A 25,878-nucleotide genomic window follows, 5' to 3' on the forward strand; every position below is an offset into this window, starting at 1 on the left:
CACCGCTGGAACATCCATGGCACAACCGTGTCGTTCGCCAGGAGGATCTGTGCTTTCCGCCTTCGTATCGGCCTTCCGGACTCCGGACTTGCGGCGGAAGATTCTCTTCACGCTGGGGCTGGTCGCGCTGTACCGGATCGGTGCGGCGCTGCCGTCTCCGGGCGTCGACTACCGGGCGGTGCAGGAATGTATCGACCTGGTCTCCGGCGGTGACAACGCGGGTATCTACCAGCTGATCAACTTGTTCTCCGGCGGCGCGCTGCTGCAGCTGTCGGTGTTCGCGATCGGCATCATGCCGTACATCACGGCGAGCATCATCATCCAGCTGCTCCAGGTCGTGATTCCCCGTTTCGAGGAATTGCGCAAGGAGGGGCAGTCCGGGCAGACCAAGCTCACCCAGTACACCAGGTACCTGTCGATCGCCCTGGCGATTCTGCAGGCCACCGGCCTGGTGGCGCTGGCGGCGCGCGGTCAGCTGCTGCAGGGCTGCCAGCAGGACATCCTGGCCGACACCGGCATCTTCGGCATGATCACCATCGTCGTCGTCATGACGGCGGGTGCCGCGCTGGTGATGTGGTTCGGTGAGCAGATCACCGAGCGCGGCGTCGGCAACGGCATGTCGCTGCTGATCTTCGCGGGCATCGCCGCCCGCATCCCGTCCGAGGGCAAGGGCATCCTGGACAGCCGCGGCGGAATCGTCTTCGCCCTGGTCTGTGTGGCCGCGCTGGCCATCATCGTCGCGGTGATCTTCGTCGAGCAGGGGCAGCGCCGGATTCCGGTGCAGTACGCCAAGCGGGTCGTCGGCCGCAAGATGTACGGCGGATCGTCGACCTACCTGCCGCTCAAGGTCAACCAGGCGGGCGTCATCCCGGTGATCTTCGCCTCGTCGCTGCTCTACCTCCCGAACCTCATCGCTCAGCTCACGGGCTCGACCAACGCGACCGACCCGAGCTGGTGGCAGGAGTTCATCCAGAAGTACCTGGTCAACCCCAGCAGCCCGGTGTACATCGGGATCTACTTCGCGCTGATCGTCTTCTTCACCTACTTCTACGTGGCCATCACCTTCAACCCGGAGGAGCGAGCCGACGAGATGAAGAAGTTCGGCGGCTTCATCCCTGGCTACCGCCCGGGCAAGCCGACCGCCGACTACCTCCAGTTCGTCCTGAGCCGGATCACCCTCCCCGGCTCGATCTATCTCGGCCTGGTCGCCGTGCTGCCCAACCTCTTCCTGCAGATCGGCAACTCCGGCGGTAGTGCCATGCAGAACCTTCCGTTCGGCGGTACCGCGGTGCTGATCATGGTGAGCGTCGGTCTCGACACGGTGAAGCAGATCGAGAGCCAGCTGATGAATCGCAATTACGAAGGGTTCCTGAAGTGAGAGTTGTACTGCTCGGTCCGCCGGGTGCCGGCAAGGGCACTCAGGCCGTCCTGCTGTCCGAGAAGCTGGGCGTTCCGCACATCTCCACCGGGGATCTGTTCCGCGCCAACATCGGTCAGCAGACCCCGCTCGGCCGCGAGGCGCAGAAGTACATGGACGCCGGCGATCTGGTGCCGAGCGATGTGACCAACCGCATGGTCGAGGCGCGCGTCGCCGAGCCGGACGCCGCGAACGGCTTCGTGCTCGACGGCTACCCGCGCACCGTCGACCAGGCCGACGCGCTGGAGAAGATCCTGCGCGAGCTGGACACCAAGCTGGACGCGGTGCTCTGCTTCGTCGTCTCCGAGGACACCGTGGTGCAGCGCATGCTGGCCCGCGGCCGCAGCGACGACAACGAGGACGTCATCCGCAATCGGCTCCGGGTCTACCGCGCCGAGACCGAGCCGCTGCTGCAGCACTACGACGGCCTCGTGGTGACGGTGGACGGCATCGGCGAGGTGGACGACGTGAACGCCCGCGCGCTGCGCGCTCTCGGCGTCAACCACTGATGGTCTTCGGCCGCAAGAGCAAGAAGGTCGTCCCGTTCCGGACGGCGGGTGAGCTGGACGCCATGGCCGCCGCGGGCGCCATCGTCGGGCGGGCGCTGGTCGCGGTGCGCGAGGTCGCCAAGCCCGGCGTCTCCACCCTGGAGCTGGACGCCGTCGCCGAGCAGGTGATCCGGGAGGCCGGGGCGGTGCCCTCGTTCAAGGGTTACCACGGCTTCCCCGGCTCCATCTGCTCGTCGGTGAACGACCGGGTGGTGCACGGTATCCCGACCGCGGAGGAGATCCTCGCCGACGGCGACCTGGTCTCCATCGACTGCGGCGCCATCCTGGACGGCTGGCACGGCGACTCCGCCTGGACCTTCGGCATCGGCGCCGTGAGCGAAGCGGACGAGCTGCTCAGCACGGCGACCAGGCTCTCCATGGAGGCCGGGATCGCCGCCATGCTGCCGGAGCACCGGCTCACCGACATCTCGCACGCCATCGAGCTCGGCACCCGCGCCGCCGAGGTCGCGCACGGCCGCGAGTACGGGATCGTCGACGGCTACGGCGGCCACGGCATCGGCCGCGAGATGCACCTCGACCCGTTCCTGCCGAACGAGGGCGAGCCGGGCCGCGGCCCGCGCCTGGTGATCGGCTCGGTGCTCGCCATCGAGCCCATGCTCACCCTCGGCACCACCGAGACGACGGTGCTCGGCGACGACTGGACCGTGGTGACCGCCGACGGCACCCGCGCCGCGCACTGGGAGCACACCGTCGCGGTCACCGAGGACGGGCCGCGCATCCTCACCCCGCGCCCCGAATAGCCGAGGCGCGCGCACGGGGAAGCGGGCTGACTCAGCTCTCCAGCAGCAGCGTGACCGGGCCGTCGTTGACGAGCTCCACCCGCATGTGCGCGCCGAAGCGCCCGGTCTCGACGGTGCCGCCGAGCCCGCGCAGCGCCGCGGCGAACGCCTCGACCAGCGGCTCGGCCACCGGCCCCGGCGCGGCGGCGGCCCAGGAGGGGCGCCTGCCCTTCGCGGTGTCGGCGTACAGCGTGAACTGGCTGACCACCAGGATGGGGGCGCCGGTGTCGGCGGCGGAGCGCTCCCCGGTCAGGATGCGCAGCCGCCACAGCTTCGCGGCCATGGCCGCGGCGTCGGCGGCGAAATCACCGTGCGTGATCCCGACCAGCGCGACCAGCCCCTGGTCGGCTGCGTCGATCCGGCCGACCGTCGCGCCGTCCACCGTGACGGCGGCACCGCGCACTCGCTGCACCAGCACTCGCATGCGGTGATGGTGTCACGCGGAGCGGAAGAACAGCACATCCTCGCCGTACTCGGCGAGCGCCCGCGCCTCGGCGGCCTGCCGGATACCGCTGCTCGGCAGCTCGGTCAGTTTGGCGAACATGCCGATATTGCCGAACGCGGCGCGCACCTGGGTCTCCGAGGCGTAGTCGGCGCCGTAGTCGGCGAGCACCGCGAAGTCGAGCGGGGCCAGCGGGGTGTCGAGCGTGACGGCGCCCGCGGGCCTGCCGAGCGCGGCGTACTGGGTCGGCACGCCGTCCTGGTACCAGCACAGCTCGTAGGACATCTGCTCGGTCGCGGTCACGCTGAGCACCGGCCAGCGTTCGGCCAGCCGCAGCGCCAGCGGGTGGCTCCCGGCCGGCGCGACCTCCCAGGCCAGGCTCTTCACCGCCACCCAGCTGCCCGAGCCGCGCTCGATCAGCACCACGTCGTCGCCGAGCACCGTCTCGGCGTTGAGCTCCGGCGCCGGGACGGACCAGTGCTTCTCGTGTACGCCCAGGTAGTTGGAGCTCTGCACCAGGCGGGCGCCGTCGGCCTCGTAGGCGGCGAGCACCGCGGCCCGCACCTGCTTGACCGCGTCCGGCGCCGAGCAGCGCACGCTCAGCGCGCCGAAGCTGGTGGCGATCTCCATCGGCCGCGATGGCTGGTCCGGCATCGCCCCGGCCGCCAGCGGTTTCAGCCCGACCAGCGCCAGCTTCCAGTTGATCTCCTCGATCGTCGCCAGGTCGCCCGCGCTCTGGTACAGGATCTGCTGCTGGGTGAGGCGGCCCGCGCCCTGCAGGGTGCGGCAGTCGAGCTTGGTCAGCGCGGCGAGCGTCTTGGCGGTGAGATCCAGGTCGGCGATCTTGATCTCGCGCAGCTGCTTGGTCATCTCCGGGGTGGTCCAGGAGGAGTAGCGCTCCCGGTAGGTGGAGAGCGCCTGCTTGCGCTGCCTGCCGATGGTGAGTGTGCGGAGCAGGGTGTTCAGCGCGGCGAGGTACTTGGTGGCCTGCGCGGGGTCGGCGGCGAAGAGCCCGGCCCGGATCCGGGTGGCGTCCTCGTTGGCCGCCACCGCGGTGGCCGGATCCAGCCGGAGCAGCCAGACGCCGCACTTGGCGAGCGCGTCCGCGCACATGGCGGCGCCGTGCGGGTAGGCGTGCGCGACCCGGCGGTACACGTCGCAGGCTCGCCGGATGGTGGTGGTGGCGAGCTCCCGGTGCCCCACCGCGCGGGCGGCCTGGTCGAAAATGCGCAGCGCGTCCTGGATCTCGCCGGCCAGCCGGGCGGAGACCAGCCCGGCGCTGAACCAGTGCAGCCGGATCTCGACGGCCTGCTGCGCGGGCTCCAGCGCCTCGGCGGTGCGGTCGCGCGGGCTGCCGTCGGTGCGGGTGGCGATCAGTCCCCTGGCGAGTTCGCAGAGCGAGGTGGCCAGGCGCAGTTCGGTCTCCGAGCTCCGGTCCACCGCGGCGCGGCGGTCGACGGACGCCTGGTACTCGAGTGCGTTCAGATCCATGATTCCGCCGAAACCCGCGATAGCACAGCAGACCTCCCTCGCGCTCGATGGCGCCGACCACGCCATCACCCCCGGCACCGGGGAGCGGACGACTGTGCAGAGTCTGCCACATCGCCCGGCTCGCCGTCGCATTCCGGCGCGGGGCGGTGGCGCAGGTCGAATCGGGTGGCGGGCCGACGGGGGCGGGCGCGTTTCACCCGGTCGCCGCATCCGGGTTGCCGCGACCGGCGGGCCGGGTGAGAATCGACGTTAACGAAGGCGTAAGCGGCGGTTCGCATTCGGCTGTTAGGTTCCGGAAACGCGGCCGCTGCGGTCGTCGCTGTCGATGCGGGAGGGAACGGCAATGGCGGAGAAACTCGAGTACGACGCCGACCTCTTCTACGCCGCGGCGGACGCCACCGGCCGCGCGCGCGATCGTGTCAACGGCATCATCTCCCGGCTGGTGTCGGCCGCCGACGGGCGCGGCGCGCCCTGGGGCGCCGACACCATCGGCCAGAGCTTCGCCAACGGTCAGGACGGTACCGGCGGCTACCTGCTCTCCTCCAGCAACCTGGTCACCGGTTCGCGGAATGTGGCGGGTTCGCTCGACTCCTTCTCGGCGGGCCAGCGCGAGAGCGCGCGGCTGCTGGAGCGGATGGAGCAGGGCAACGTCACCGGCTTCAGCTGACGGCGGGCCAGGGGATGACGAACGAACAGGCGAAGGCCGATCTGGCGAGCATCGTCGACGAGGTGCAGCAGCAGATGCGCACGATCGCGCGGGTGCAGCAGGCGCGCGCCGAACTCACCGGCACCGGCACCGCACGGGGCAAACGGGTCACGGTGACGGTGAACGCCGACAATGCCGTGATCGAGACGAAGTTCTCGGCCGACATCGCCGAGCTGGAATATGCCGAGATCGCCAAGGCGGTCACCGAGGCGTCCCAGCGGGCGTGCGCGGAGGTCGCCGCGCGCACCGGGGAGCTGATGCAGCCGGTGCGGGAGCGGCAGGCCCGGCTCCCCAAGCTCGCCGACCTCATCGAGGACATGCCGAACATGCAGGTTCCGGAGCCGGTCACCCCCTCCACCGCCGCGCCGCGCGCGTCGGAACGCCGGGAGGCGGGAGCCCGGGTGGACGGCCCGGTCTTCGCCGAGACCGATCGGGTCGAGCGTGCCGGCTCGGTCACCGACCAGAGCTGGTGAGCGCGGGGTAGCGCACACATGATCGAGTTGCCGGGCTACCTGCGGTGGCTCGAGCCCGTGGTCGGGATGGAGTGGCCGGAGGGCAACGAAGACGAGATGTGGGCGCTCGCCGAGGACTGGCGCACCGCCGCCCGCGAGCTGACCGCCGCCATCGCCGATATCGAGGCCGCCAAGGCCGCCGCGCTGAAGGCGTATCCGCACGGCGATGGTGTCGATGACATGCGGCGCGGCTTCGACAGCATGATCGAGGGTGACCAGTCGGTCGCCAAGCTCTCCGAGTTGTTCGGCCAGGTCGGCGATTCGGCGTACGGCGTCGGCACCGAGATCGAGTACGCGAAGCTCATGTACTGGTCGTCGCTGGCGCTGCTGGCCGGCGAGCTCGCGGCCGCCTGGCTCTGGCCGCCGACCGCGCCCGCGGTGCAGGCCGTCGCCATCGGCCTCACCCGGATCGCCGTCCGGATTCTCGGCCAGCGGGTGGTGCAGGCGATCATCCGGCACGTCGGGAAGCTGGCCGCCTCCAAGTTCGCGCAGTTCATGCTGCGGCACGTCGCCATCGACACCGTGCTCGGGACGGTCCAGGAGCTGGGGGTCCAGCAGTACCAGGTCGACCAGGGGCATCGGGACAACGTCAACTGGGAGCAGGTGGCGGTCACCGCGGTCAGCTCGGCGGCGGGCGGCGCGGCGGCCGGCCCGCTCGGGGATCGCATCGGGCGGCGGTTCGGCGACAACTTCCTGAGCGCGGGGCTCGCGGGCACCGGAGCCGGGCTGGCCGGTGCCACCGCGGGCTTCGGGGCCAGCGTGGTGACCCAGTTCGGTATCGACTGGGCGCAGGACGGGTGGGATCAGGCGTGGCAGAACGCGTCCGCCACACCGCTGGACTGGCGGGTGTTCACCGCCGGGGCGTCCAATGGGCTGGCGTCCGGGTTGAACAAGCGGGCGGCCAATCAGGGGTGGAACCATGTTCGGCCGGACCTGTTCAACCGTCCGAGTTTCGGGTCTCGGCTCGATGCGTTGTTCGCGCCGGGTGGGGGTTCGGGGGGTGGTCCGAACGGTGGTGGAAACGAGGGCGGTGGGGACAATCAGGGCGGTGACCAGGGTGGCGGTGACCAGGGTGGTGACCGGGGCGGCGGCAATCAGGGTGGTAACCAGGGTGGCGGCAACCAAGGTGGCGGCGACCAGGGCAACTCCGGGAACAATGGCCGGGGTGGCTCCGGGGGAGAAGACGGCCAGGGCAACGACGGCCGAGGGGGCACCCGGGGGAACGGCGATCAGGGCGGCACCGAGGGCGATGACGGCCAGGGTGGGACCGAGGGCAATGACGGTCAGGGTAGCGACCAGGGCAACGACGGCCAAGGGGGCGACCAGGGCAATACCGGCGGGAACGACGGCGGCAACACCGGGGAGAGCGGAACCGGTGACCAGCGGGCCGGTGACGCCGAAGCCGATGGCCGGGGCGACGATTCCACCGAGGGAGCGAACGACCGGGAGTCCGCCGACACCACGCGCGCGGGCGACACCGAGGGCGACGTCTCCCCTGCGGGCCGCGACGGCAATGCCGAGTCCGAGACCCGGGCCGGGCTCGCCGACGACTCCGGCTCGGACAACTCCGGCCGGAGCCGGGGCGGCGAGCCGGAGGGCGTCGTCGCCGGGAGCGACCCGTCCCGCACGGCGGACACCGGCTCGCAGCGCATCGACGGGGACACCGGCAGCGTAGCGACGCAGGAGACGACGACCGGCGCGGCAGGCGACAGCACCCGCACCGGGGCCACCGACTCCGGTCAGAACTCGCCGGGGTCCGCCGCCACGAGCACCGGCGGCGCGGTTCCCGCGACCGGTACCACCGGGCAGCCCGCCTCCTCGGGCGGCAATACCTCCTCGACGCCCCCGCAGCAGGGCTCGAACCCACCCGCGGGCGAAACCCGGCAGAGCCCGGTCCGCCCCGGGGGCGCACCCACCGACGTCCGGCCCGCCACCCCCGCGGACAGCGCTCGACCGGAGAGCCCCCGTCCCTCCGGCAGTGAGCCGCGCGCCGGGACGCCGGAGAGCCGCACCGGCGATTCCCGCCCGCAGCAGCCAGGCCGCGCCGGGGTGACCGACGCACCGCGCGCGGCCGACGGCCGGGCGGGCGTGCAGGGTACGGCGACCGGCAGCACTCCGCCGCCGCGCACCGGCGCGGTGATCGACGGCTCGGATTCGACGCGCTCGACCGGCGCGCCGGAGGACGCGCGGCCCCGCGTCACCCGCCCGGTCGCCCAGGAACCGGTCGCGGGCCCGCGCGGCCCGGAGTCCGGCAGAGAAGGCGTGGCACCCGCCCGGGACAGCGCTGCGCCCGGCCGCGACCCCCAAACCGGCCGGGACAGCGCGGCACCCGGCCGCGACCAGCAATCCGGCCGGGACAGCGCGGCGCCCGGCCGCGACCCCCAAACCGGCCGGGACAGTGCGGCATCCGGCCGCGACCAGCAATCCGGCCGGGACGGAGCGGCACCCGGCCGCGACCAGCCGAACTCGGCGCCCGGCGAGCGGCCCGGTACCCGCCCCGCACCGCGTGACCCGTCCGATCCGAGCGGCGGGCCGCTGCGCGAGTACCCGGATGCCACCCGCAGGCCGCCAGAGGACACCGGGGAAATCGGGAACGGCGCCGACCCTGCGCGTCCGGATCGGTCGCGGCCGGACAGGTTGCCGGACTCCGAACCGGTGGGGCCGGAAGCGGCACTGCTCGCCGGCCCCGCGGCGGTCGCGGCCGCCGAGAACGGCTCCCGGCAACAGCGTTCCGATTCCGCACCGGGAGTCGATCGTGCCGAGGACGGGCGGCGCGACGACGCTCCACGCGACCCCGACGACACCCGCGACCCGGCCGTGCGCGGGCTGGAGCTGATCCGGGACATCACCGGCAGCGAGGTGATCCGGCTCCCCGATACCGACACCGGGCTCGCCGGACGCTCCCGCGCGGATATCGAGGACGCCGCGGGCGCGCCGCTGCGCCGCTTCCCCGACCACGACGCCATCCGGGACGCACTGCGCTACGAGACCGGCCAGGACGGGACGATCCTGCGCGATGCGGCCGGGGCGCCGATCCCGCGCCCCGACGGCGCCTCCGCGCTGGTGGTGGACGACTACGCGGGCGCCGACGGAAGCCGGATCGGCGCTGCGGCCCATGTGCTGACCCTGCGCGACGGCGAGGTCGTCGTCCACGACCCGGCGACCGGGACGGTGCACGACTTCCCGCCGATGATCCCGCGCCGCGGCGCGGGGCCGGTGCGGATCCGGGCCGTGCTCTTCGACTCCGACGGCATCCCGGTCCGGATGGAAGACACGCCAGCGCAGCAGCATTCGGTGGCGAGCGATCCGCCGCCCGCCAATCCGTCCGACGTGCCCGAGCCCGCCGCGGGTGGCGATCCGCCGCCCCCGGAGGACAGCGGGGACGCGCCGCCGCCGTCCGCGGACGCCGGCGGCGGCACCCCGCCGGTCGAGCCGCCGGACGCGCCGCCCACCCCCGCGGACGGCGACGACGACGGTTTCGGGCGGGACGGGGATGGCGGTCTGCAACGCTGGGCGCGGTTCCGCGCCGAGCAGGCCGACATGGAGGCGCGGCTGGAGGCCGCCCGCGCGCAGTGGCTGCGCGACCTGGCGGAGACCGCCGCCCGCTACGACCTGCCGCCCGGGATCGGCGACTCCGAGTGGACGCTGCGCATGCGCGCCGAGCAGGCCGAATGGAACGCGCGCATGCGTGCCGAGCTGGCCGACTGGCTCTGGGAGATGGCGGGTGGGCGGCCGGACCCGGCCGGAGTTCCCGGCCGGGAATCGGACCCGGCCGGAGTTCCCGGCCGGGAGCCGGACTCGGTACCGATATCCGACGACGACACCGGTCCCGACCCGGGCCCGGACACCCGCCCGGCGGCCGACGAGTCGACCCCGACGGACCGCGACGCCGCGCGGACGGAGTACGACGAACTGCTCGCCCGGCGCAACGACCTCGCGCGCGAGGTGGAGTTCTGGCGCGCCAAGCGGGACGACCGCATCGGCCGCCTGCTCGACGTGGAGAACCCGGATCACGCACTCGGCACCAGGGAGGAGCTGGCCGGAACCGTCCTCCGGCTCTACGACGAAGCCGGTTTCCGCCGCGACGAAATCGGCCCGACCGGTGAGGAACTGCCTCGGCAGAGCCGATCGCAGAACTCGCCGGAGGAGGTCGCGCGCCGCCGGGAGGCGCTGCGCAAGCTGATCGAGGCGGCCGAGCGGGTGATCGAGCTCAGCGCCGAGCTGTCCCGGCTCGACAATCGGATCGCGGAGCTGGAGCGGGCGGGTTCGCTGGATCGCCCGCCCGCGGCGGAGACCGCGGCGGAGCTGGATCGGTTGGCGCGTGAGCGTGCCGAGGAGTTGCTGCGGATCAAGCCGCGTCGGGGAATGCGGGACGATCTGGCACGGCGTCTCGGCGTGGTGGACGAGACGGGCGCGGTGGACGAGGGCGCCCTGAGCCCGGATCGGCTGGATGAGACCCTCGACGACCTGCGGGCGCGGGATCCGGACAGCGCGCGCGAGGTCGAAGCGCTCGGCGATGCCGCCCGGGATGTGAACGCCTCGAACAACGAGGTGGGGCGGCTGCAGGACACGATGGCCGAGGTCGCCGGTGCGTATCGGCGGGACATCGAGGCCGAGGGCGGCCGGATGTTGACGCCGTCGGTGGGTTTCATCGACGGGGAGCGGCCGCGGCTGGTGGTGTACGGCCCGCGCGACGAGACCGGCCGCCCGCTGGCCGATTTCGACGCGGCGCTCGACGACGCCCTGCGCCGCGACCCCACCGCCGCGCGGGCGATGATGCGTCCGGAGACGACGGTCGAGTACCGCCGCGTCACCGCCGATCGCGCGGGCAACTGGCGGATCGAGCAGGTGCCCGGCCCGGAGATCCGGCGGTTCCGCAGCCCCCCGAACCAGGGCAGGCCCGGTCTCGACGTCACGCTCTGGCGGGACGTCGACGGCACGCTGCGTGCCGTCGACCCCACCGCCCCCGATCGCGATCGCGGCGGCGACGGGCCGCGGACGCCGAAGGCGTACCGGGACCGCGATCTCCCGGAGGGGGTCAGCGGCTGGGCGGTGAACCAGGTCCAGGCGGCGGTGCACGACATGTTCGCCGACGCCCCGATCGACCCGAACACCGGGCTGCCGCGGGAGGGCGTCAACGAGGGGCTGCTGCCGCACATCCCGGGGCAGGGCCCGTCGGTGGATCCGCGCACCCCCACCTACGAGCTGCCCTACGCCGACGCCGTCGGCCACCTCATGCGGGTCATGCTCGAGGTCGCCAAACTCTCCGGCTTCACCTGGTACGCGGACCCGAACGATCCGTTCCGGATCCACCCCGGGTTCCTCGGGCACCCGTGGTTCCGGGCGAGCCCGCCGGAGGTGCAGCCGATGGTGCGCACCTGGGGTCCGGAGCAGGCGGCGGACGACGGTGACGTCAGCGACGGCTGGAAGCAACGGCAGCGGGCGCGCGAGGAGGCGTGGGCCGAGGTCCAGAAGTGGGCCGACGAGCAGTACGCGCGGTTCCGGGCCGATGACTCCGATGTGGATCGGATCGCGGAGCACGAGCTCGAGCGGGCCAGGCACCGGGAGGAGGTCGAGATCCCGGCCGAGGCGCGCGCGATCGTCGACGCGATCGACGAGCGGCTGGTGCGCGGGGACCGGGGGCTCGATCCGCTCGGCGATATGGACGCCCAGCGACAGCGGCTGGACGACGAGATCGATCAGGTCGCCCGCGACCTGGAGCCCCGGTTCGCGGATTCGAATCCGGAACGCGTGCGCGACCTGGTCCTCGAGCTGCGGGAGCAGTTGCTGAACGGTGCCGATCCGGCCCGGCTGGCGGAGGACGTCGCCGGGCGGTTGCGCCGCGAGCCGCCGCTCACCCGCGAGGAGATCCTGCGCATCAAGAACCACCTGATGCGCGACGAGCACCTGGTGCTCGACGCGGACACGGGGCAGCTGGTTCGCCGCGGGCTGGACGCGGTCGCCGACGTCGCCGAGGCGTGGCAGCGGCTCATCGACGGTAATCCGCTGCCTGCGGATCGGCTGCTGCTGCGCGACGCGCTCGCCGAATCCGACTTCCTGCGCACGTCGGACAACCTCACCTGGCACGAGGCGAACGCGCACGTCGCCGGGCTCGACGGGCTGCACTGGGATGCCGAGCGGCCGCCGCTCACCGAGTGGCGCGAAGGTGTCCCGTTCGCGCCGTGGTCGCAGGCGACGCCGCCGCGGGGGCAGGAGCCGGATGCGCCCGGGTTGCCGCCGGGCGGCGACGATCCTGCCCTTCCCCCCGGAGCGCCGCGCGATCCCGACGCCACCCGTCCGGACGACGAGACCCGTTCTCCGGATGTGACCCGTCCGGACGACCACGCACCGGATACGACGCGGGCCGAGCACCCGCCCGCCGACGAAACGCGCCCGAATTCTCCGCGCCGCGCGACCGAACCCGTTCCGCAGTGGCCCGACGCAACGGCGCCCGGCTACCCCCGCCCCACGAGTGCGGACGGCGCTGCGACGCGTCCAGCTCGCCCGCAGCCCGATCCCGCCGAGAACCGCGCGGATCCGATCGCGGAGGAGACCCCGGACGCGCCGGAACCGGTGGCCGACACCGGCGGCGGCACCCCGCCGCCGGACCCGCCGGACAGCGCGCCGCCCGCGCCCGGCGACGACGGCGGCCCGCGCCGGGAGGGGGAGACCGACGCCCAGTGGGTGGCGCGGATGCGCGCCGAGCAGGCCGAGTTCGAGGCCAGGATGGAGGCGGACCGCGCGCAGTGGCTGCGCGACCTAGCGGACTCCATCGCCCGCGACCGCACCGAGTTAGGCGTCGGCGACGACGAATGGCTGCTGCGGCGGCAAGCCGAGCAGGCCGAGTGGAACGCCAGGATGCACGCCGAGCGCGCCGACTGGCTCCGGGACATGGCGGGCGGCCGCCCGGACGACGGGGACACCCCGCCCGCCACCGACCCCACCGGCCCGGAAACCCCGCCGGACAGCACCCCGCTCAGCGACGGCGCCCGGCCGCCCGGCGACGAGCCGGACGCCACCCCGTCGAGCGCCGACCCGGACCGCACCCGCCCCGCGAACGCCGCCGACCCGGCGGATCCGCTCGGCGAGCCGGACACCACCCCCGGCGAGCCGCGCGACCCCGCCGACCGCACGGCGGAGTACGACGACCTGCTCGCCGATCGCACCGACCTCGCGCGCGAACTGGAGTTCTGGCGCGCCAAGCGGGACGACCGCATCGGCCGCCTGCTCGATATCGACGATCCGGAGCGCGCGCTCGGCACCAGGGAGGAGCTCTCCAGGACCATCCTGCGGCTGTACGAGGAGGCAGGCTTCCGCCGCTCGGAGATCGGGCCGATGGGCGAGGACACGGTGCGCGACGTCCGCACCCGGAACTCCGCGGAGGAGGTCGCGAGCCGCCGGGAGGCGCTGCGCAAGCTGGTCGAGGCGGCCGAGCGGGTGATCGGGCTGCGCGAGCGGCTGGCGGACGTCGACCGGCGGATCGCGGAGCTGGAGCGCTCGGGTTCGTTGGATCGCCCGCCCGCGGCGGAGGCGGTCGCGGAGCTGGATCGGCTGGCGCGGGAGCGCGCCGAGGAGCTGCTGCGGATCAAGCCGCGCCGCGGGATGCGCGACGATCTGGCGCGGCGGCTCGGCGTGCCGGACGAGGAGGCTCTCGGCCCGGATCGGCTGGACGAGACCCTCGATGACCTGCGGCGCCGGGATCCCGATGCCGGGCGGGAGATCGAGGCGCTCGGCGACGCCGCTCGGGATGTGAACGATGCGCACACCCGGATCGGGCGGCTGCAGGATCGGATGGCCGAGGTCGCCGGCGCGTATCGGCGGGATATCGAGGCCGAGGGTGGCCGGATGCTGACCCCGTCGGTGGGGTTCATCGACGGTGAGCGCCCCCGGCTGGTGGTCTACGGCCCGCGCGACGAGACGGGCCGCCCGCTGGCGGATTTCGATGCGGCGCTGCACGATGCGCTGCGCCGCGATCCGACCGCGGCCAGGGCGATCACCCGCCAGGGGACGACGGTCGAGTACCGCCGCGTCACCGCGGACCGCGAGGGCAACCGGCGGGTGGAGCAGGCGGCGCCGCCGGAGCTCCGCCGCTTCCGCAGACCGGCCGGGCGGGGCCTGCCCGGCCTCGACGTCACCATGTGGCGCGATGCCGACGGCGTCTGGCACAGCGTCGACCCGACCGCCCCGGAGCGCTACCGCGGCGGCGACCCGGCCACCGTCCCCAAGTCGTTCAGGGAGCGCGATCTGCCCGAGGGGGTCAGCGGCTGGGGCATGAACCCGATCCAGGCGTCGGTGCAGGACGTCTTCGTCGATCCGCCGGTGGATCCGGCGACCGGGCAGCCGCAGGAGGGCTTCAACAAGGATCTGCTGCCGCACATTCCGGGGCAGAGCAACCCCTCGGTGGATCCCGGCATCCCCACCTACGAGCTGCCCTACGCCGACGCGGCCTACCACATCGTGCGGATCATCCTGGAGACCGCCAAGCTCTCCGGTTTCACCTGGTACAACGACCCCGACCAGCCCTACCGGATCCACCCGGGCTTCAAGGGGCACCCGTGGTTCCGGGCGAGCCCGCCGGATGTGCAGCCGATGGTGCGGAACTGGGGGCCCGAGCAGGCCGCCGACGACGGCGGCGACCTCAGCGACCAGTGGAAGCAGCGGCAGCGCGCCCGCGAGGAGGCGTGGGACCAGGTCCAGCGCTGGGCCGACGAGCAGTACGAGCGGTTCCGCGCCGACGACGGCGATATCGACCGCATCGCCGCCACGCTGGACGAGCGGCGCGCCGCGGAGCGCGCGCAGGCTCTGGACGAGGCGCAGCGGATCATCGACACCGTCGCGGATCGGTTGATCCGGGGCGACCGCGGGATCGATCCGCGCGCCGATTTCGACGCCCAGCTCCGGCGGCTGCACGACGAGATGGACCGGGTCGCGCGGGAGGTGGCGGACCGCTTCGCCGACGCGGACCCGGAGCGGGTGCGCGATGTCGTCGACGACATCCGTGAGCAACTGCTCGACGGCGCCGATCCCGGCCGGATGGCGGCGGAGCTCGCCGAGTTGCTGCGCCGGGACACCCCGGAGTTCACCGAGGCGGAGCTGCGGCGGATCAAGGACCACCTGATGCGCGACGAGCACCTGGTGCTCGACCCGGACACCCTGCGGTTGGAGCGGCGTCGCCTGGATGCCGTCGCCGACGTGGCGGAGGCGTGGCGGCGGCTCGTCGACGGTGATCCGCTCCCGGCCGACATCCTGCTGCTCCGGGACGCGCTGGCCGAGGCCGACTACCTGCGGTCGTTCCGCGACCGGGACGATCCGAACGTCACCTGGCACGAGGCGAACGCGCATGTCGCCGGCTTGGACGGGTTGCACTGGGATGCCGAGCGGCCGCCGCTCACCGAGTGGCGCGAAGGGATTCCCTACGCGCCGTGGACCCAGCAGGCCCCGCCCCCCGGCCGGGAAGCACTCCCGGGAGGCGGCGATCCCGCCCTGCCGCCGGGCAGCACCGACGGCCCCACCCGCCCCGACGACACTCGCGCGGACGAAACGCGCACGGAGGGTGACGATCCGGACCCGGCGACGGCGGCACTGCGGCTCGAACTCGCCGCCCTGGACGAGGCCTTCCGGCGTAACCAGGAGGCGGCGGACGCGGCGCACCGCGAACTGCTCGACCGACTGGACCGCGCCCACCGCGAACTGAACGAGCGCTTCGACGAACTGCTCGCGGGCACCACCGACCCCGCATCCGACCCGGACACCGCTGTCCAGCGCGAACTCGACCGCCTGGACGAGACCATGCGCCGCACTGCCGAGGACGCCGAGCGCAGGCACGACGAGCTCATGCGATACCTGGAGAACCTGCGCCGCGAGCTGGCCGGGGAGACCGACCGGACCCCGGCCGACGACGCGCTCGACCGCGAGTTGGAGCGCTTGGACGAGGCCTTCCGCCGGAACAGCGAAGCCGCCGCCCGCGAGCACCGCAGGCTGCTCGACCACCTGGAGGCACTGCGTCAGGAACTCTTCGGCCCCGACGAACCCGGCGATCCGGACCCGAACCCGGACGAACCGCGCAACTCCGGCGGCGCGATCCGCCCCGACGACGACTTCGACGCCCTGAACTGGGCCGACGACGCCTACGAGACCTTCCGCGGCGACGACTCGGATATCGACCTCATCGCCGAGACCCTCGCCGGGCTGGACGATCCGGCGGGCGCCCCGCTCACCAGGGACGAGATCGCCCAGATCAAGGACCACCTGTTCCGCACGGCGCATCCGATCGAGGATTACGACCGCCGGGTCGAGCGCCGGAGATTCGATGCCGACCCGGATATCGCCGAGGCCTGGATCCGCCTCCGGAACGGCAACCCGCTGCCCGAGGACCTGGTGCTGCTGCGGCACGAGCTCACCGAGTCGCGGATCATGCGCGCCGAGCCGGAGCTGACCTATCAGCAGGCGCATCAGCGGGCGAACGACAGGCACAATTGGCAGGCGAACATACCGCCGCGCACCGGCGAGAGTTACGAGACGGGACGCACCGATGGCACTGCTGATCTACTTCGCCCGGATCCGGGAGGAGACGACCGAGGTGGAGTACCGCTTCGGCCCGGAGCGGGACCAGCTGAACAGCACCCTGATCATCGACAAGACGGACAGCAGCGTCCGGACCGGCACTCCGGCGGACGCGCTCTCCCGGACCACGGCGGGGCAGATCCTGCGCCGGGCCCGCAGCGCGGGGAGCTGGCCGGAGAAGGGCGTGATCGCCTCGTAGCGGCCTGGCCGGAGGCCGATCCCGACATCCGGCGGTCGCCCCCGCCGGACCCGGATTCGAGCGCGCTCCGGGAGGTGCTCGCCGCCACCGAGACCGGCCGCTCGGCGCTGGGAGTCCTCGATGCGGCCGGAATCCCGCTGCGCGTCGACGACCCGGCGGCCGGGCAGGTCGAGCAGGCGGCCGCGCTGGTGGAGACGGCTGCCCGGGTCGAGAGCCGGGACGGCGGTCGCCGGGCGCTGGCCGAGGCCGTCGGGCGGCGCGCTCAACTGCTCAGGGAGCTGGGCGATCTCGGCGTCGACACCGGGACGACCCGCGATCCGGTCGAGCGCGCCGTGTCGGAGATGCTCGACCGCACGTTCCTCGACGCCCGCGACGCCGCCGCGGCCGAACTCCTGCGCACGAACCCGGATTCCGATCCGGCCCTGCTGCGCGAGCAGGCCGACGCGGCCGGAGTCGAAGCGCTCCTCGCCGCCCCGCTGCTCGCGGAGGCGCCGGATGCCGCGCCCATCCGCCCGACCGAGCCGAGTCCAGCGCCGAGCGCCGAGCACAGCCTCACCCCGAGCGCCGATTCCAGCCCAGCCCCGAACGCCGAGCGCAGCCCCACGCCGAGCGCTGATTCCAGCCCAGCTCCGAACGCCGAGCGCGGCCCAGCTCCGAGTGCCGAGCGCGGCCCAATTCCGAGCGCGGATCCCGGTCCTGCGGTGGACGGCGCGCTGAACGAGATCCGCGACGCACTGCGGCAGAGCCGGGGTGGCGAGTGGGCCGCCCTGGTCCTGGCCGACAACGACGTGCGGCTCCGGTTCGGGGACGACCCGGAGACCGCCCTGACCCGCGGCGCCGATGGCGGGCGAACCGTGCGCGGCCCCGCGGCCGGGTACGACCCCGGCACGAATACCGTCCGGCTCCCCACCGACGGCAGCCTGCGCGACCACCTCGCCGAGCTGGTCCGCACCGCCGCCGCCCTCGAGCAGCGCGGCGCCGGCGCCCCGGAGCGGCTCACCCTGACCCGCGACGAGTACGTCGACACCATGCTCGACCGGCAGGCCGAGGCCGAGGCGCTCGCCATCGCACACGCCCGCGCCTGGGATCGGCCCGGCACCGACGCGCTCACCCGCACCTACCTCGCCGCGGGTGACCGGGGTGCGGAGACCGCCCGCCGACTCCTCCGCGATGCGGGGCCGATCCCCGCCGACCTCGTCGACGCGGCCGCGCACCGCGCGGGTGTGCGCGCGGTGCGGGCCGCCCTCGACACCGCGGGCCCGCTGCGGAACGGCCGGACGCCATCCGAGGTGCACGGCGCGGCCTGGGATCGGGCACACGGGATCGCCGACGGCACCCGTGATCCCAGGCGAACCACCCCCGCGCAGACACCGGCCGCGCGCGAGCGCCGTGCCACGGATATGGCCGGTGAGATCGAAGTCCTGCGGCTGCTGCGGGAGTCCGGCCGCTTCATCCCGCTCGGCCCCGCCGAGAGCACCTACCGCGCCGCCTACGATCGCGCCCACCGGGGCGCCGTGCGCGCCGACCCGACCGGCAGCACCGCCGAGCAGACGGCTCGCCGCGCCGGAATCGACGCGCTGAGCCGGTACCTGAAGCGCACCGGCATGGAAAACGCCGAGCTCGCCTTCGACGTCACGCGCGCCGCGGCCGACGGCGGCACCGGCAGGCAGTGGGGTGATCCCCGCCCCGCCCCGGTGCGCCCCGAACCGGACAGCACACCCGCACCCGACCGCGAGCGCGCGGCCGACCGGGCCCGCACGGTCACCGAGCGGGACCTGCGCCGGACGGCCGATCGGCCGCCGTTCGGCCGGGACGCCGCGGCCGGGATACCGGACCAGCCCGGCCTGCTCCCCGGCCGCGACGACGCAGCGGAGCAGCCGGGGGACGGCGACATCCTGCACGAGGGCGACCTGCCCGAGGGCGGAACGCCGCTGTACCGCGGCATTCCGCGGCTGCTGGCGGACGGCTCGGAGAACCCGGCCTACCGTGAGGGGCTGCGCGGCCGCGCGGTGCCGCGCGGCACCGCCGACCTCTCCGCCGACGACCACATCCGGCAGTTCCACGGCGAGGACAGCGACACCACCTCGTGGGCCAGGCGGATCGACGCCGCCAAGCACTTCGCGGGTCCCGACGGCCTCGTGCTGGAGTGGCGGACCGGCGCGCCGCCGGAGGGCGCGACCTGGAAGTTCAAGCCGATCTACGACATGCCGGACGAGTTCTCCCAGGTGCTCATCCAGGGCACGATTCCGGAGGCGAGGGCGGTCAGGCACCTGCCCGCGCCCGAGCGCCCGGAGCTCATGCCGGGCTCGGATCCGTCCAGGGACGCCCCCGAGCCGCCGCGCGACGCCGACGAAACCCCCAGCCTCCCGGACGACGACTGGTCCGGACTCGAACCACGCGAGGTCGGCGAACGTCTCGCCGAAATCCTCGGCCTCGACCCGGACCGGGTCTTCGGCTTCGACCGCCCCGACCTCGACCCGGCCGTGGCGCGCGAATTCGCCCGCGGCATCGCCGACACCTTCGCCGATCACCCGCACGCGCGGCCGGACAGCGTCGGCATCGGCGACGTCCCCGCCGACGTGCGCGGCCGCCGCCCGATCGCCGTCGCACAGCCCCGCACCGACCGCGCCACCGGCGTCGTCCGCACCGAATCCATCACGCTCAACGGCGATCTCGCGAGCGACGCGGCCCGCTTCCGCGCCCAGCTGGCCGAGGGCGTCGACCGCGGCAACTACCACCCGTCGGTGCTGGAACGCCCGGTCTACGCCACCGCCGTGCACGAGTACGGCCACGCCGTGGACTACGCCTCCGGCCGCGCGCTGCGCCCGGTCCTGGAGGACCTGCTGATCCAGCGCTATATGAACACCCCGGGCGCAACGGTCGGCGGCTACGAGCGGTGGGTCCGGCAGCTCACCGGCTACAGCTTCGACGAGCACGGCGAGCTCAACCCGGGCGAGGCCATCGCCGAGGCGTTCCAGGACGTCCGGTTGCACGGCGCGAACGCCTCCGAGCCCGCCCGGATCATCAACGAAGCCCTGCTCTACCTCTCCGAACTGCCCGCCGACCCGCCCCCCGACCCGACCGGCCTCGACGACCCCGGCCTGCTCGAGGGCGACCTCCGCCCGCCGGACGACGAATGGTCGCGGATGGGGTTGGCGGAGATCGGCGAGACGCTGCGCGCGCGACACGGTTTCGACGAGGTCACCGGCTTCGCCGACACCGACCCGAGCCTGCCGCCGCTGGATCCGGAGCTGGTGCGCGACTACGCCCGCGCTATCGACACCATGCTCGCCCGCTACCCGATGGTCGACATCAGGGCTCTGCATATCGCGCCGATCACCCGGCCGGACGGGCGGGTGGTGTTCGGCGAGGCGCAGTGGCAGGTGCACCCGGACGACATCTACCGCTACTACACCGAGTCGATCACGCTGAACGAGTCCATGCTGCGCGACCCGGCGCGGTTCGAGGCCATGAAGCAGCGCGCCGAGCGGTTCGGCACCGCGCCGCGGAATGTGGCGCAGCGCCCCGCCTACGCTGTGGCGCTGCACGAGTTCGGCCACGCGCTGGACTCGGCGGGCGGCATGCGGGCCCGCGGCCAGGCCGAGGACCTGCTGCTCGAGTACTACGCGGAGACGCACCCCGAGGTCGACCCGCTGGCCTACGAGGTGTGGCTCGGTGATCTGAGCGGCTACAGCTTCCGGCTCGGCGATCTCAATTCGCCCGAGGCGCTGGCCGAGGCGTTCCTGGATGTGGAGCTGAACGGGGAGCGGGCCTCGGAACCGGCCCGGGTGCTGCACGCGCTGCTGGTCAGGGAGGCCATCGACAGCCGCTACGACACCTTCGACCCGGGCAGCGTCGAGCCGCAGCGGGGGGAGCGTCGTCCCGGCGTCGATTCCGACGCCATGCCGGACGAGCCGGTGGTCGAGGGGGAGATCCCGCCGCTTCCGGAGGACGTCAGGGAGATCGTGGCGCGGGTCGACGGCACCGATGTCCCGCTCCGCGTGGTACCCGATGGCGACGACGGCTGGCGGGCGCTGCCGCCGGAGGCCGAGGCCGAGCGGCTGCCATCGGCGGCCCCGGACGAGCGCGGCGCGCTCCGCCGGGAGCTCGACCAGCTCCGGGATCGGCTGGCGGGCGGCTACCAGGGCGACAAGAGCAAGCCGGTGTCCGGCTCCGGCTTCGACAGCAAGGGCACCGCGGCCGCGGTGGACGGCGTCGCGAGCATCCCCGAGCTGATCGATCCGGCACCGCAGGCCCCGGTGACCCCGGCGCCGGACCCGAACCAGCCGGTGCTCGGCCTCGCGCCGGACGGCGGCGACTCGTCCATGCCGCTGGTCCGCGTCTTCAAGGAGGGCGCGCTGGTCTGGCTGAATCGCGAGCAGCTGCCGGTGCTCGGCCGGTTCTCGGCGCGGCAGCCGGATGCCGCGAGCGAGCACGTCCCGCTGCTGGACGGTGGGGGCGAGGAGTACCGGCCGTGGCTGGCGGACGCCGACCCGGACCTGGCCCGCGAGATCATCACCGACCAGTTGAATGCCCGTCGCACCACCCCCGGCCAGGCCGCGGCCGACCTGCGCGCGCTGCTGCCCGGCGCCACTCCCGAGCAGCGCGCCCGGGTACTGGACGACCTGGTCCGGCACGGCCTGCTCGACGCGGCCGACGCCGCGGCGCTGGATCGGGACCCGCCGCCGCCCCCCGCCGAGCTGCCCGCCCCGCGCCCGGACGGCGACACGCTGCGCGAGACCGCCGAGCGGCTCGGCTTCGACCTGCCCGACGAGGAACCGGGCACCGTGCGCCGGGTGCTGGACGAGGAGGAGTACCGGACCGTCCGTGCGGCCGCCGCGGCCGAGGGCCTCGCCGATGCGCTCCGCCGCTACCGGGAGGAGGTCACCCGCCCCTACCGCGCCACCGACCTGCCCATCGACCCGGATCCCGGCGACCGGCAGCGCCACCCCCGCTACGCCGATCGGCCGGACCCGGCGGGCCGCCCCGTCCCCTTCCGCGACGCCGTCAGCTTCGCCGACAGCAACCCGCTCACCCGCTTCCTGCGCGAACTGGTCGCCGCCTTCGGCACCCACCCCGGGCTGCTCGACTACCAGACCGTCGGCAACGGCGCCGACCCGATCGCGGTCTGGGGCGACAGCGACGAGCTGGGCCGCGACCAGGGGCTCGAGGAGTTCTTCAAGCACGCGCTGCGCCGCGATCAGCTGCTGGACGAGCTCTCCACCTGGGCCTACCTCAACGATGCCGACATCACCGCGTTGCGTGCGGCGGAGCCGGACCGTGCCGCCGCCGTGCTGGACGAGCTGCGCGCCGCGGCGGCGGCCCGCGCCGCGCGGCTCGCCGAATTCGCCGCCGCCGCGGCGGCGCTGCTGTACCCGGGCGGTGCCGACCCGACCCCGGTCGGCGCCGAGCTCGGGCCGCAGGCCGGGCTGCTGCCCGTGGCGGGCGGCCCGGATCGGGTGCTGCTGGTGGACGGCCCACACGACCGGGCCCGGGTGCTGGCGGCGCTGCTAGACCGCGATCCCGCGCTCGCCGCCGCGCTGCGCGACGGCCGGGTCGCGCCCGACTTCCGCACCGCGCGCACCGACTGGACCGGGCGGGTGCACCTCGACCCGGAGCCGACCCCGGAGTTCCGGCGGCATCGGGCCGAGGTGGACGGGCGCACGCTCGACGTCACCCTCGTGCGGGACCCGGGCGGCGAATGGCGGCCGGTACAGCCGCTCGACGCCGGTGCTCCCGCTCCGCCCCGGACGCCGCAGGCGCTGCTGCGCGACCTCGTCGACGCGGCACGGGAACTCGGCATCGGCCCGCACGATCTGACTCCGGAGAGCCGGCGGGAGCGGCTGGCCGACCTGCGGCTGGACAACGCGGTGCGCGCCGCGCAGCTGGAGGCGCTCGGGGACTTCGCACGGTCCTCGTACGACATCCAGACCTTCCACGACCTCGGCACGGTGCGCGGCAAGCTCGCCGATCGGCTCGGGCTGGCCGAGGCCGCGATCACGCCGGGGCTGCTCGTGGACGCGCTCATCGAGCACCCGTCGCGCCGGGCGCTGCGGGCCCAGCAATTCGAGGACATCGCTGCCTACGCCGCGCAGTTGCGGGGGATCGACCCGGCCGGTGTCGACGCCGCCAGGGATCGGCTCGCCGAGCACCTCGGTGTCGCGCCCGCCGCGCTGCACCCGCCGAAGTACCTGGCCGACGAGCGGGGCCGGTTGGTGCTCGGCAGTGACGAGTCCGGGCTGGATCCGCGGAAGTTGCACCGGGTGGTCCGCGGGCTGGACCGCGGTTCCCGCGCGCTGCTGCGTGAGGCTTTCACCGGCTACCTCGATACTCTGCTCGGGATCGATCCCTATCTCGGCGTGCTGCGCGGGGACGGCACCCCCGACCCGCGCTCGGCGGATGGCACCCTGCCGGTGCACGATCCGTCGGCCATGAGCGGGCTCCGCGACATCATCGCCGGGGCGCTGCGCGAGTCCGGTGCGGCCGATTTCGCGCAGCGGGTCGGGGAAGCCGCTGCCCGGCCGCACCCGGGGGATCCCGATTCGGGGCGCCCGCAGCCGGGGGACGACTGGGCGAAGCTCGTCGGGGTGGATGTGCCGGACGAGGGCGACGCGCAGTTTCGCAAGGTGTACGAGGCGTATCGGGACGGGAAGATCGATCGGCACGAGGGGCTCGACCCGCAGCAGCTCACTGCCGCTCTGGAGCGGATGCGCGGTGAAGTCCGGGATCGTGCGGCTCGGATCGATACCCTGGCCGACCTGCTCGAACAGTTCTCCCGGGCGGCGCAGGGCGGAATCGGGACGCCGGATACCGCGGCCTCAGGTGATCCGGCCCCGCCGGGTGATTCGCGCCCCGGGCCGGTCGAGGACGCGCGCTCCGAGTGGAAGCGGCGGGCCGATGCCGAACTCGCGGACTGGTCGACGCGGATGCGGGCCGATCTGGACGAGTGGGTTGCGCGGATGAACGGTGCGTCGACCGCGCGTGGTTTCGATGACATCGCCCGCGACGTCGCTGCCCGACTCGATGCGATCGCGCGGGATACGCACGTCGCGCTGGATGCGCTGCAGGCGGAGAACGAGGCGTTCTTCCGTGACTTGGCGGCGCGGGTCGCGGAGCCGGAGGCGCCCGTGGATCCTCGCTCGGAGTGGAAGCGCGGTGCCGACGAGGAGCTCGCCGAGTGGTCGGCGCGGATGCGTGCCGATGGGGACGAGTGGGTGGCGCGGATGAACGCCGACTCGGCGGCGCGTGGCTTCGATGACCTTGCCCGTGATGTCGATGCCCGGTTCGATGCCATTGCGCGCGATACCCGCGCGGCACTGGACGCGTTGCAAGCGGAGAACGACGCCTTCTTCGGCGAGCCGGCCGGGCGCGTCACCCCGTCACCCGCGGCCCAGGAGCCGCTCGGGCCGGAGTTCGACCGTCTCCGGCGGAACGTCGGGGACGCGCTCGACGCCATCGCCGCCGAGACGAACGAGCGGCTCGACGCGCTACAGCGCGAGAACGACGAGTTCTTCGCCGATCTCGCTCGCCGCACCGGTACCGATACCGGGCACCGTGCCGAGCCGAGCACGCAGCGCCCCGATGGCGACGATCCCGACGGCAGCGCCGGTACCCCTGTCCGGCCCGGCGGCTCGGATGCCGGAGCGGATGGCCCGGTGCGGCCCGGTGATCCCGATGCCGGGGACGGCGGTGCCGGTAGTCGGGTCCGTCCGGGCGACCCCGATGCTGGGGACGATGCCAGGACAGGCGGTGGAGCGGGCAGCCGGGTGCGGCCGGGTAGTCCCGACCCCGGGGATGGTGACGCGGGGGCCGATGGTGGGGCGGGCCGCCGGAATCGGCCTGACGATCCCGATCGGGACGGGGTTCCGGAGGGGACCGGATCGGCTGTGCGTTCGCATATTCCGCATCCGCCGAAGTCGTACGAGTTCGAGTTCCCGGAGCAGATCGACATCGAGCGGCAGACGTGGCCGGTGCCGCCGCCGACGGGGGAGCCGCAGGTGCCGCCGCCGGGGGACGAGCACCGGCCGGTGCCGCCCGCTCCCGTCCCTCGGGTTCCGCCCGGTGCCGAGGCGTGCCCGCCGGGCGCACCGAATGCGGGCCGCCCGCCGGGTGCCGGGGACCGCCCGCCGGGTGCGGGCGCTCCGCCGACCGGTGCCCCCATCGCCGACCCCCCGGTCGGCATACCGACTCCGCCGGTTGCGGGCCCGAATCCGCCCGCTCCCGATCCATACCCGCCGGGAGACGGCGATCCGAACCCGTTTCCGCCCATCGACGATGCCCCGTGCCCGCCCGGCGGCCCCGGTCAGTTCCCGCCGAGCGGTCCGGGCCAGCTGCCGCCGGGTGGTCCCGGTCAGTTCCCGCCGGGTGGTCAGGGTCAGTTCCCGCCGGGTGGTCTCGGTCAGTTCCCGCCCGGAGGTCCGGGCCAGTTCCCCCCGAACGGGTCGGGTCAGTTCCCGCCGAATGGTTCAGGCCAGCTGCCTCCGGGCGCTCCGGGCCAGTTCCCGCCGGGCGGCTCCGGCCAGTTCCCGCCGAACGGCTCCGGCCACTTCCCGCCCGGCGGAAACGGGGAGCACCCACCGCTCGCCCAGAACCCCGGCGACGGCCCGGACTGGCCCCGCTACCCGGACACCCCGGCACCGAACGGGTGGGGCACCCAACCCGCCCCGGCCCCACCGCAACCCCACCCGGACTCCGGCAACCAGGGCATCCCCGGCATCCCCCCGCCGATGATGCCGCCACCCTCCCCTCCGACAGCCGGGAACGGCGACCGCCGCCGCCCACCCCCGCACCGCGACCGAACCCGAACCGGACCACTGATGGTCCGCCCCTACGCAGGCTTCGGCGTCCCCACCGAATTCGACCCGCAAACCGGCGCCCTCCGCGCGAACGGCACCGCGACGACCTCCCGGTCCGGCGTCTACGCCGAGCTGGCCGAAACCCTCGTCGTCTTCTACCGCGGCGAAACCGGCCTGGCCCTCTGGCTCGACCACCGGACAATCGACCTGGAGGGCCCGGTGGCGATCGACTGGCACGATCTCGGCGGCCGCACCACCGCGCTGACCGTGCAACCCCCGGACGCCCCGCCGATAGAACTGCGCTACCGCTCCATCCCGCCGGAGCTGGACCTGGGCCTGCTGATCCGTGACGTGCTCGCCGACCCGGAGCGGCGGCACGGGGTGTTCCGGTAGACGCCCGCACGA

The 25,878-nt window shown here is 73.7% G+C and carries 8 protein-coding genes; 6 read left to right on the forward strand and 2 right to left on the reverse strand.

Annotated features, from left to right (window positions below):
• Nucleotides 1-49: 49 nt before the first annotated feature.
• The 3 genes from secY to map are packed head-to-tail and all read left to right on the forward strand — an operon-like array spanning nucleotide 50 to nucleotide 2,726.
• Nucleotides 50-1,378 carry a preprotein translocase subunit SecY gene (secY, locus tag ACFUJ1_RS11685; RefSeq protein ID WP_378644899.1) on the forward strand — a complete coding sequence of 443 codons (1,329 nt, stop codon included), beginning with the start codon at nucleotides 50-52 and terminating at the stop codon, nucleotides 1,376-1,378.
• A complete protein-coding gene (locus ACFUJ1_RS11690; protein WP_378644901.1) occupies nucleotides 1,375-1,926 on the forward strand; it encodes an adenylate kinase in 552 nt (183 codons plus the stop codon). The genes secY and ACFUJ1_RS11690 overlap by 4 nt, the downstream gene beginning before the upstream one ends.
• Nucleotides 1,926-2,726 carry a type I methionyl aminopeptidase gene (gene map, locus ACFUJ1_RS11695; RefSeq protein WP_378644903.1) on the forward strand — a complete coding sequence of 267 codons (801 nt, stop codon included), beginning with the start codon at nucleotides 1,926-1,928 and terminating at the stop codon, nucleotides 2,724-2,726. The genes ACFUJ1_RS11690 and map overlap by 1 nt, the downstream gene beginning before the upstream one ends.
• 31 nt (nucleotides 2,727-2,757) lie before the next feature.
• On the opposite strand, the gene dtd is transcribed toward map, so the two are convergent.
• Together dtd and ACFUJ1_RS11705 are read right to left on the reverse strand one after the other, a co-directional pair.
• Nucleotides 2,758-3,189, reverse strand: coding sequence for a D-aminoacyl-tRNA deacylase (gene dtd, locus ACFUJ1_RS11700; RefSeq protein WP_378644904.1), 432 nt, complete (start codon nucleotides 3,187-3,189; stop codon nucleotides 2,758-2,760).
• 12 nt (nucleotides 3,190-3,201) lie between these two features.
• On the reverse strand, nucleotides 3,202-4,698 hold the full coding sequence (locus tag ACFUJ1_RS11705; protein ID WP_378644906.1) for a hypothetical protein: 1,497 nt from the start codon (nucleotides 4,696-4,698) through the stop codon (nucleotides 3,202-3,204).
• 343 nt (nucleotides 4,699-5,041) lie between these two features.
• Here ACFUJ1_RS11705 and ACFUJ1_RS11710 point away from each other — a divergent pair, with 343 nt between their 5' ends.
• Genes ACFUJ1_RS11710 through ACFUJ1_RS11720 form a run of 3 tightly spaced genes read left to right on the forward strand, consistent with a single transcriptional unit; the run spans nucleotide 5,042 to nucleotide 25,866 of the window.
• On the forward strand, nucleotides 5,042-5,365 hold the full coding sequence (locus ACFUJ1_RS11710; protein WP_378644907.1) for a hypothetical protein: 324 nt from the start codon (nucleotides 5,042-5,044) through the stop codon (nucleotides 5,363-5,365).
• Nucleotides 5,366-5,379: 14 nt separating this feature from the next.
• Nucleotides 5,380-5,877: a YbaB/EbfC family nucleoid-associated protein gene (locus ACFUJ1_RS11715; RefSeq protein ID WP_378644909.1), complete on the forward strand. Its 498-nt coding sequence runs from the start codon at nucleotides 5,380-5,382 to the stop codon at nucleotides 5,875-5,877.
• 18 nt (nucleotides 5,878-5,895) lie between these two features.
• Nucleotides 5,896-25,866: a hypothetical protein gene (locus ACFUJ1_RS11720; RefSeq protein ID WP_378644910.1), complete on the forward strand. Its 19,971-nt coding sequence runs from the start codon at nucleotides 5,896-5,898 to the stop codon at nucleotides 25,864-25,866.
• Nucleotides 25,867-25,878 lie beyond the last annotated feature (12 nt).

It is taken from the genome of Nocardia sp. NPDC057227 (assembly GCF_042669725.1).
Lineage (GTDB): Bacteria > Actinomycetota > Actinomycetes > Mycobacteriales > Mycobacteriaceae > Nocardia > Nocardia asteroides_A.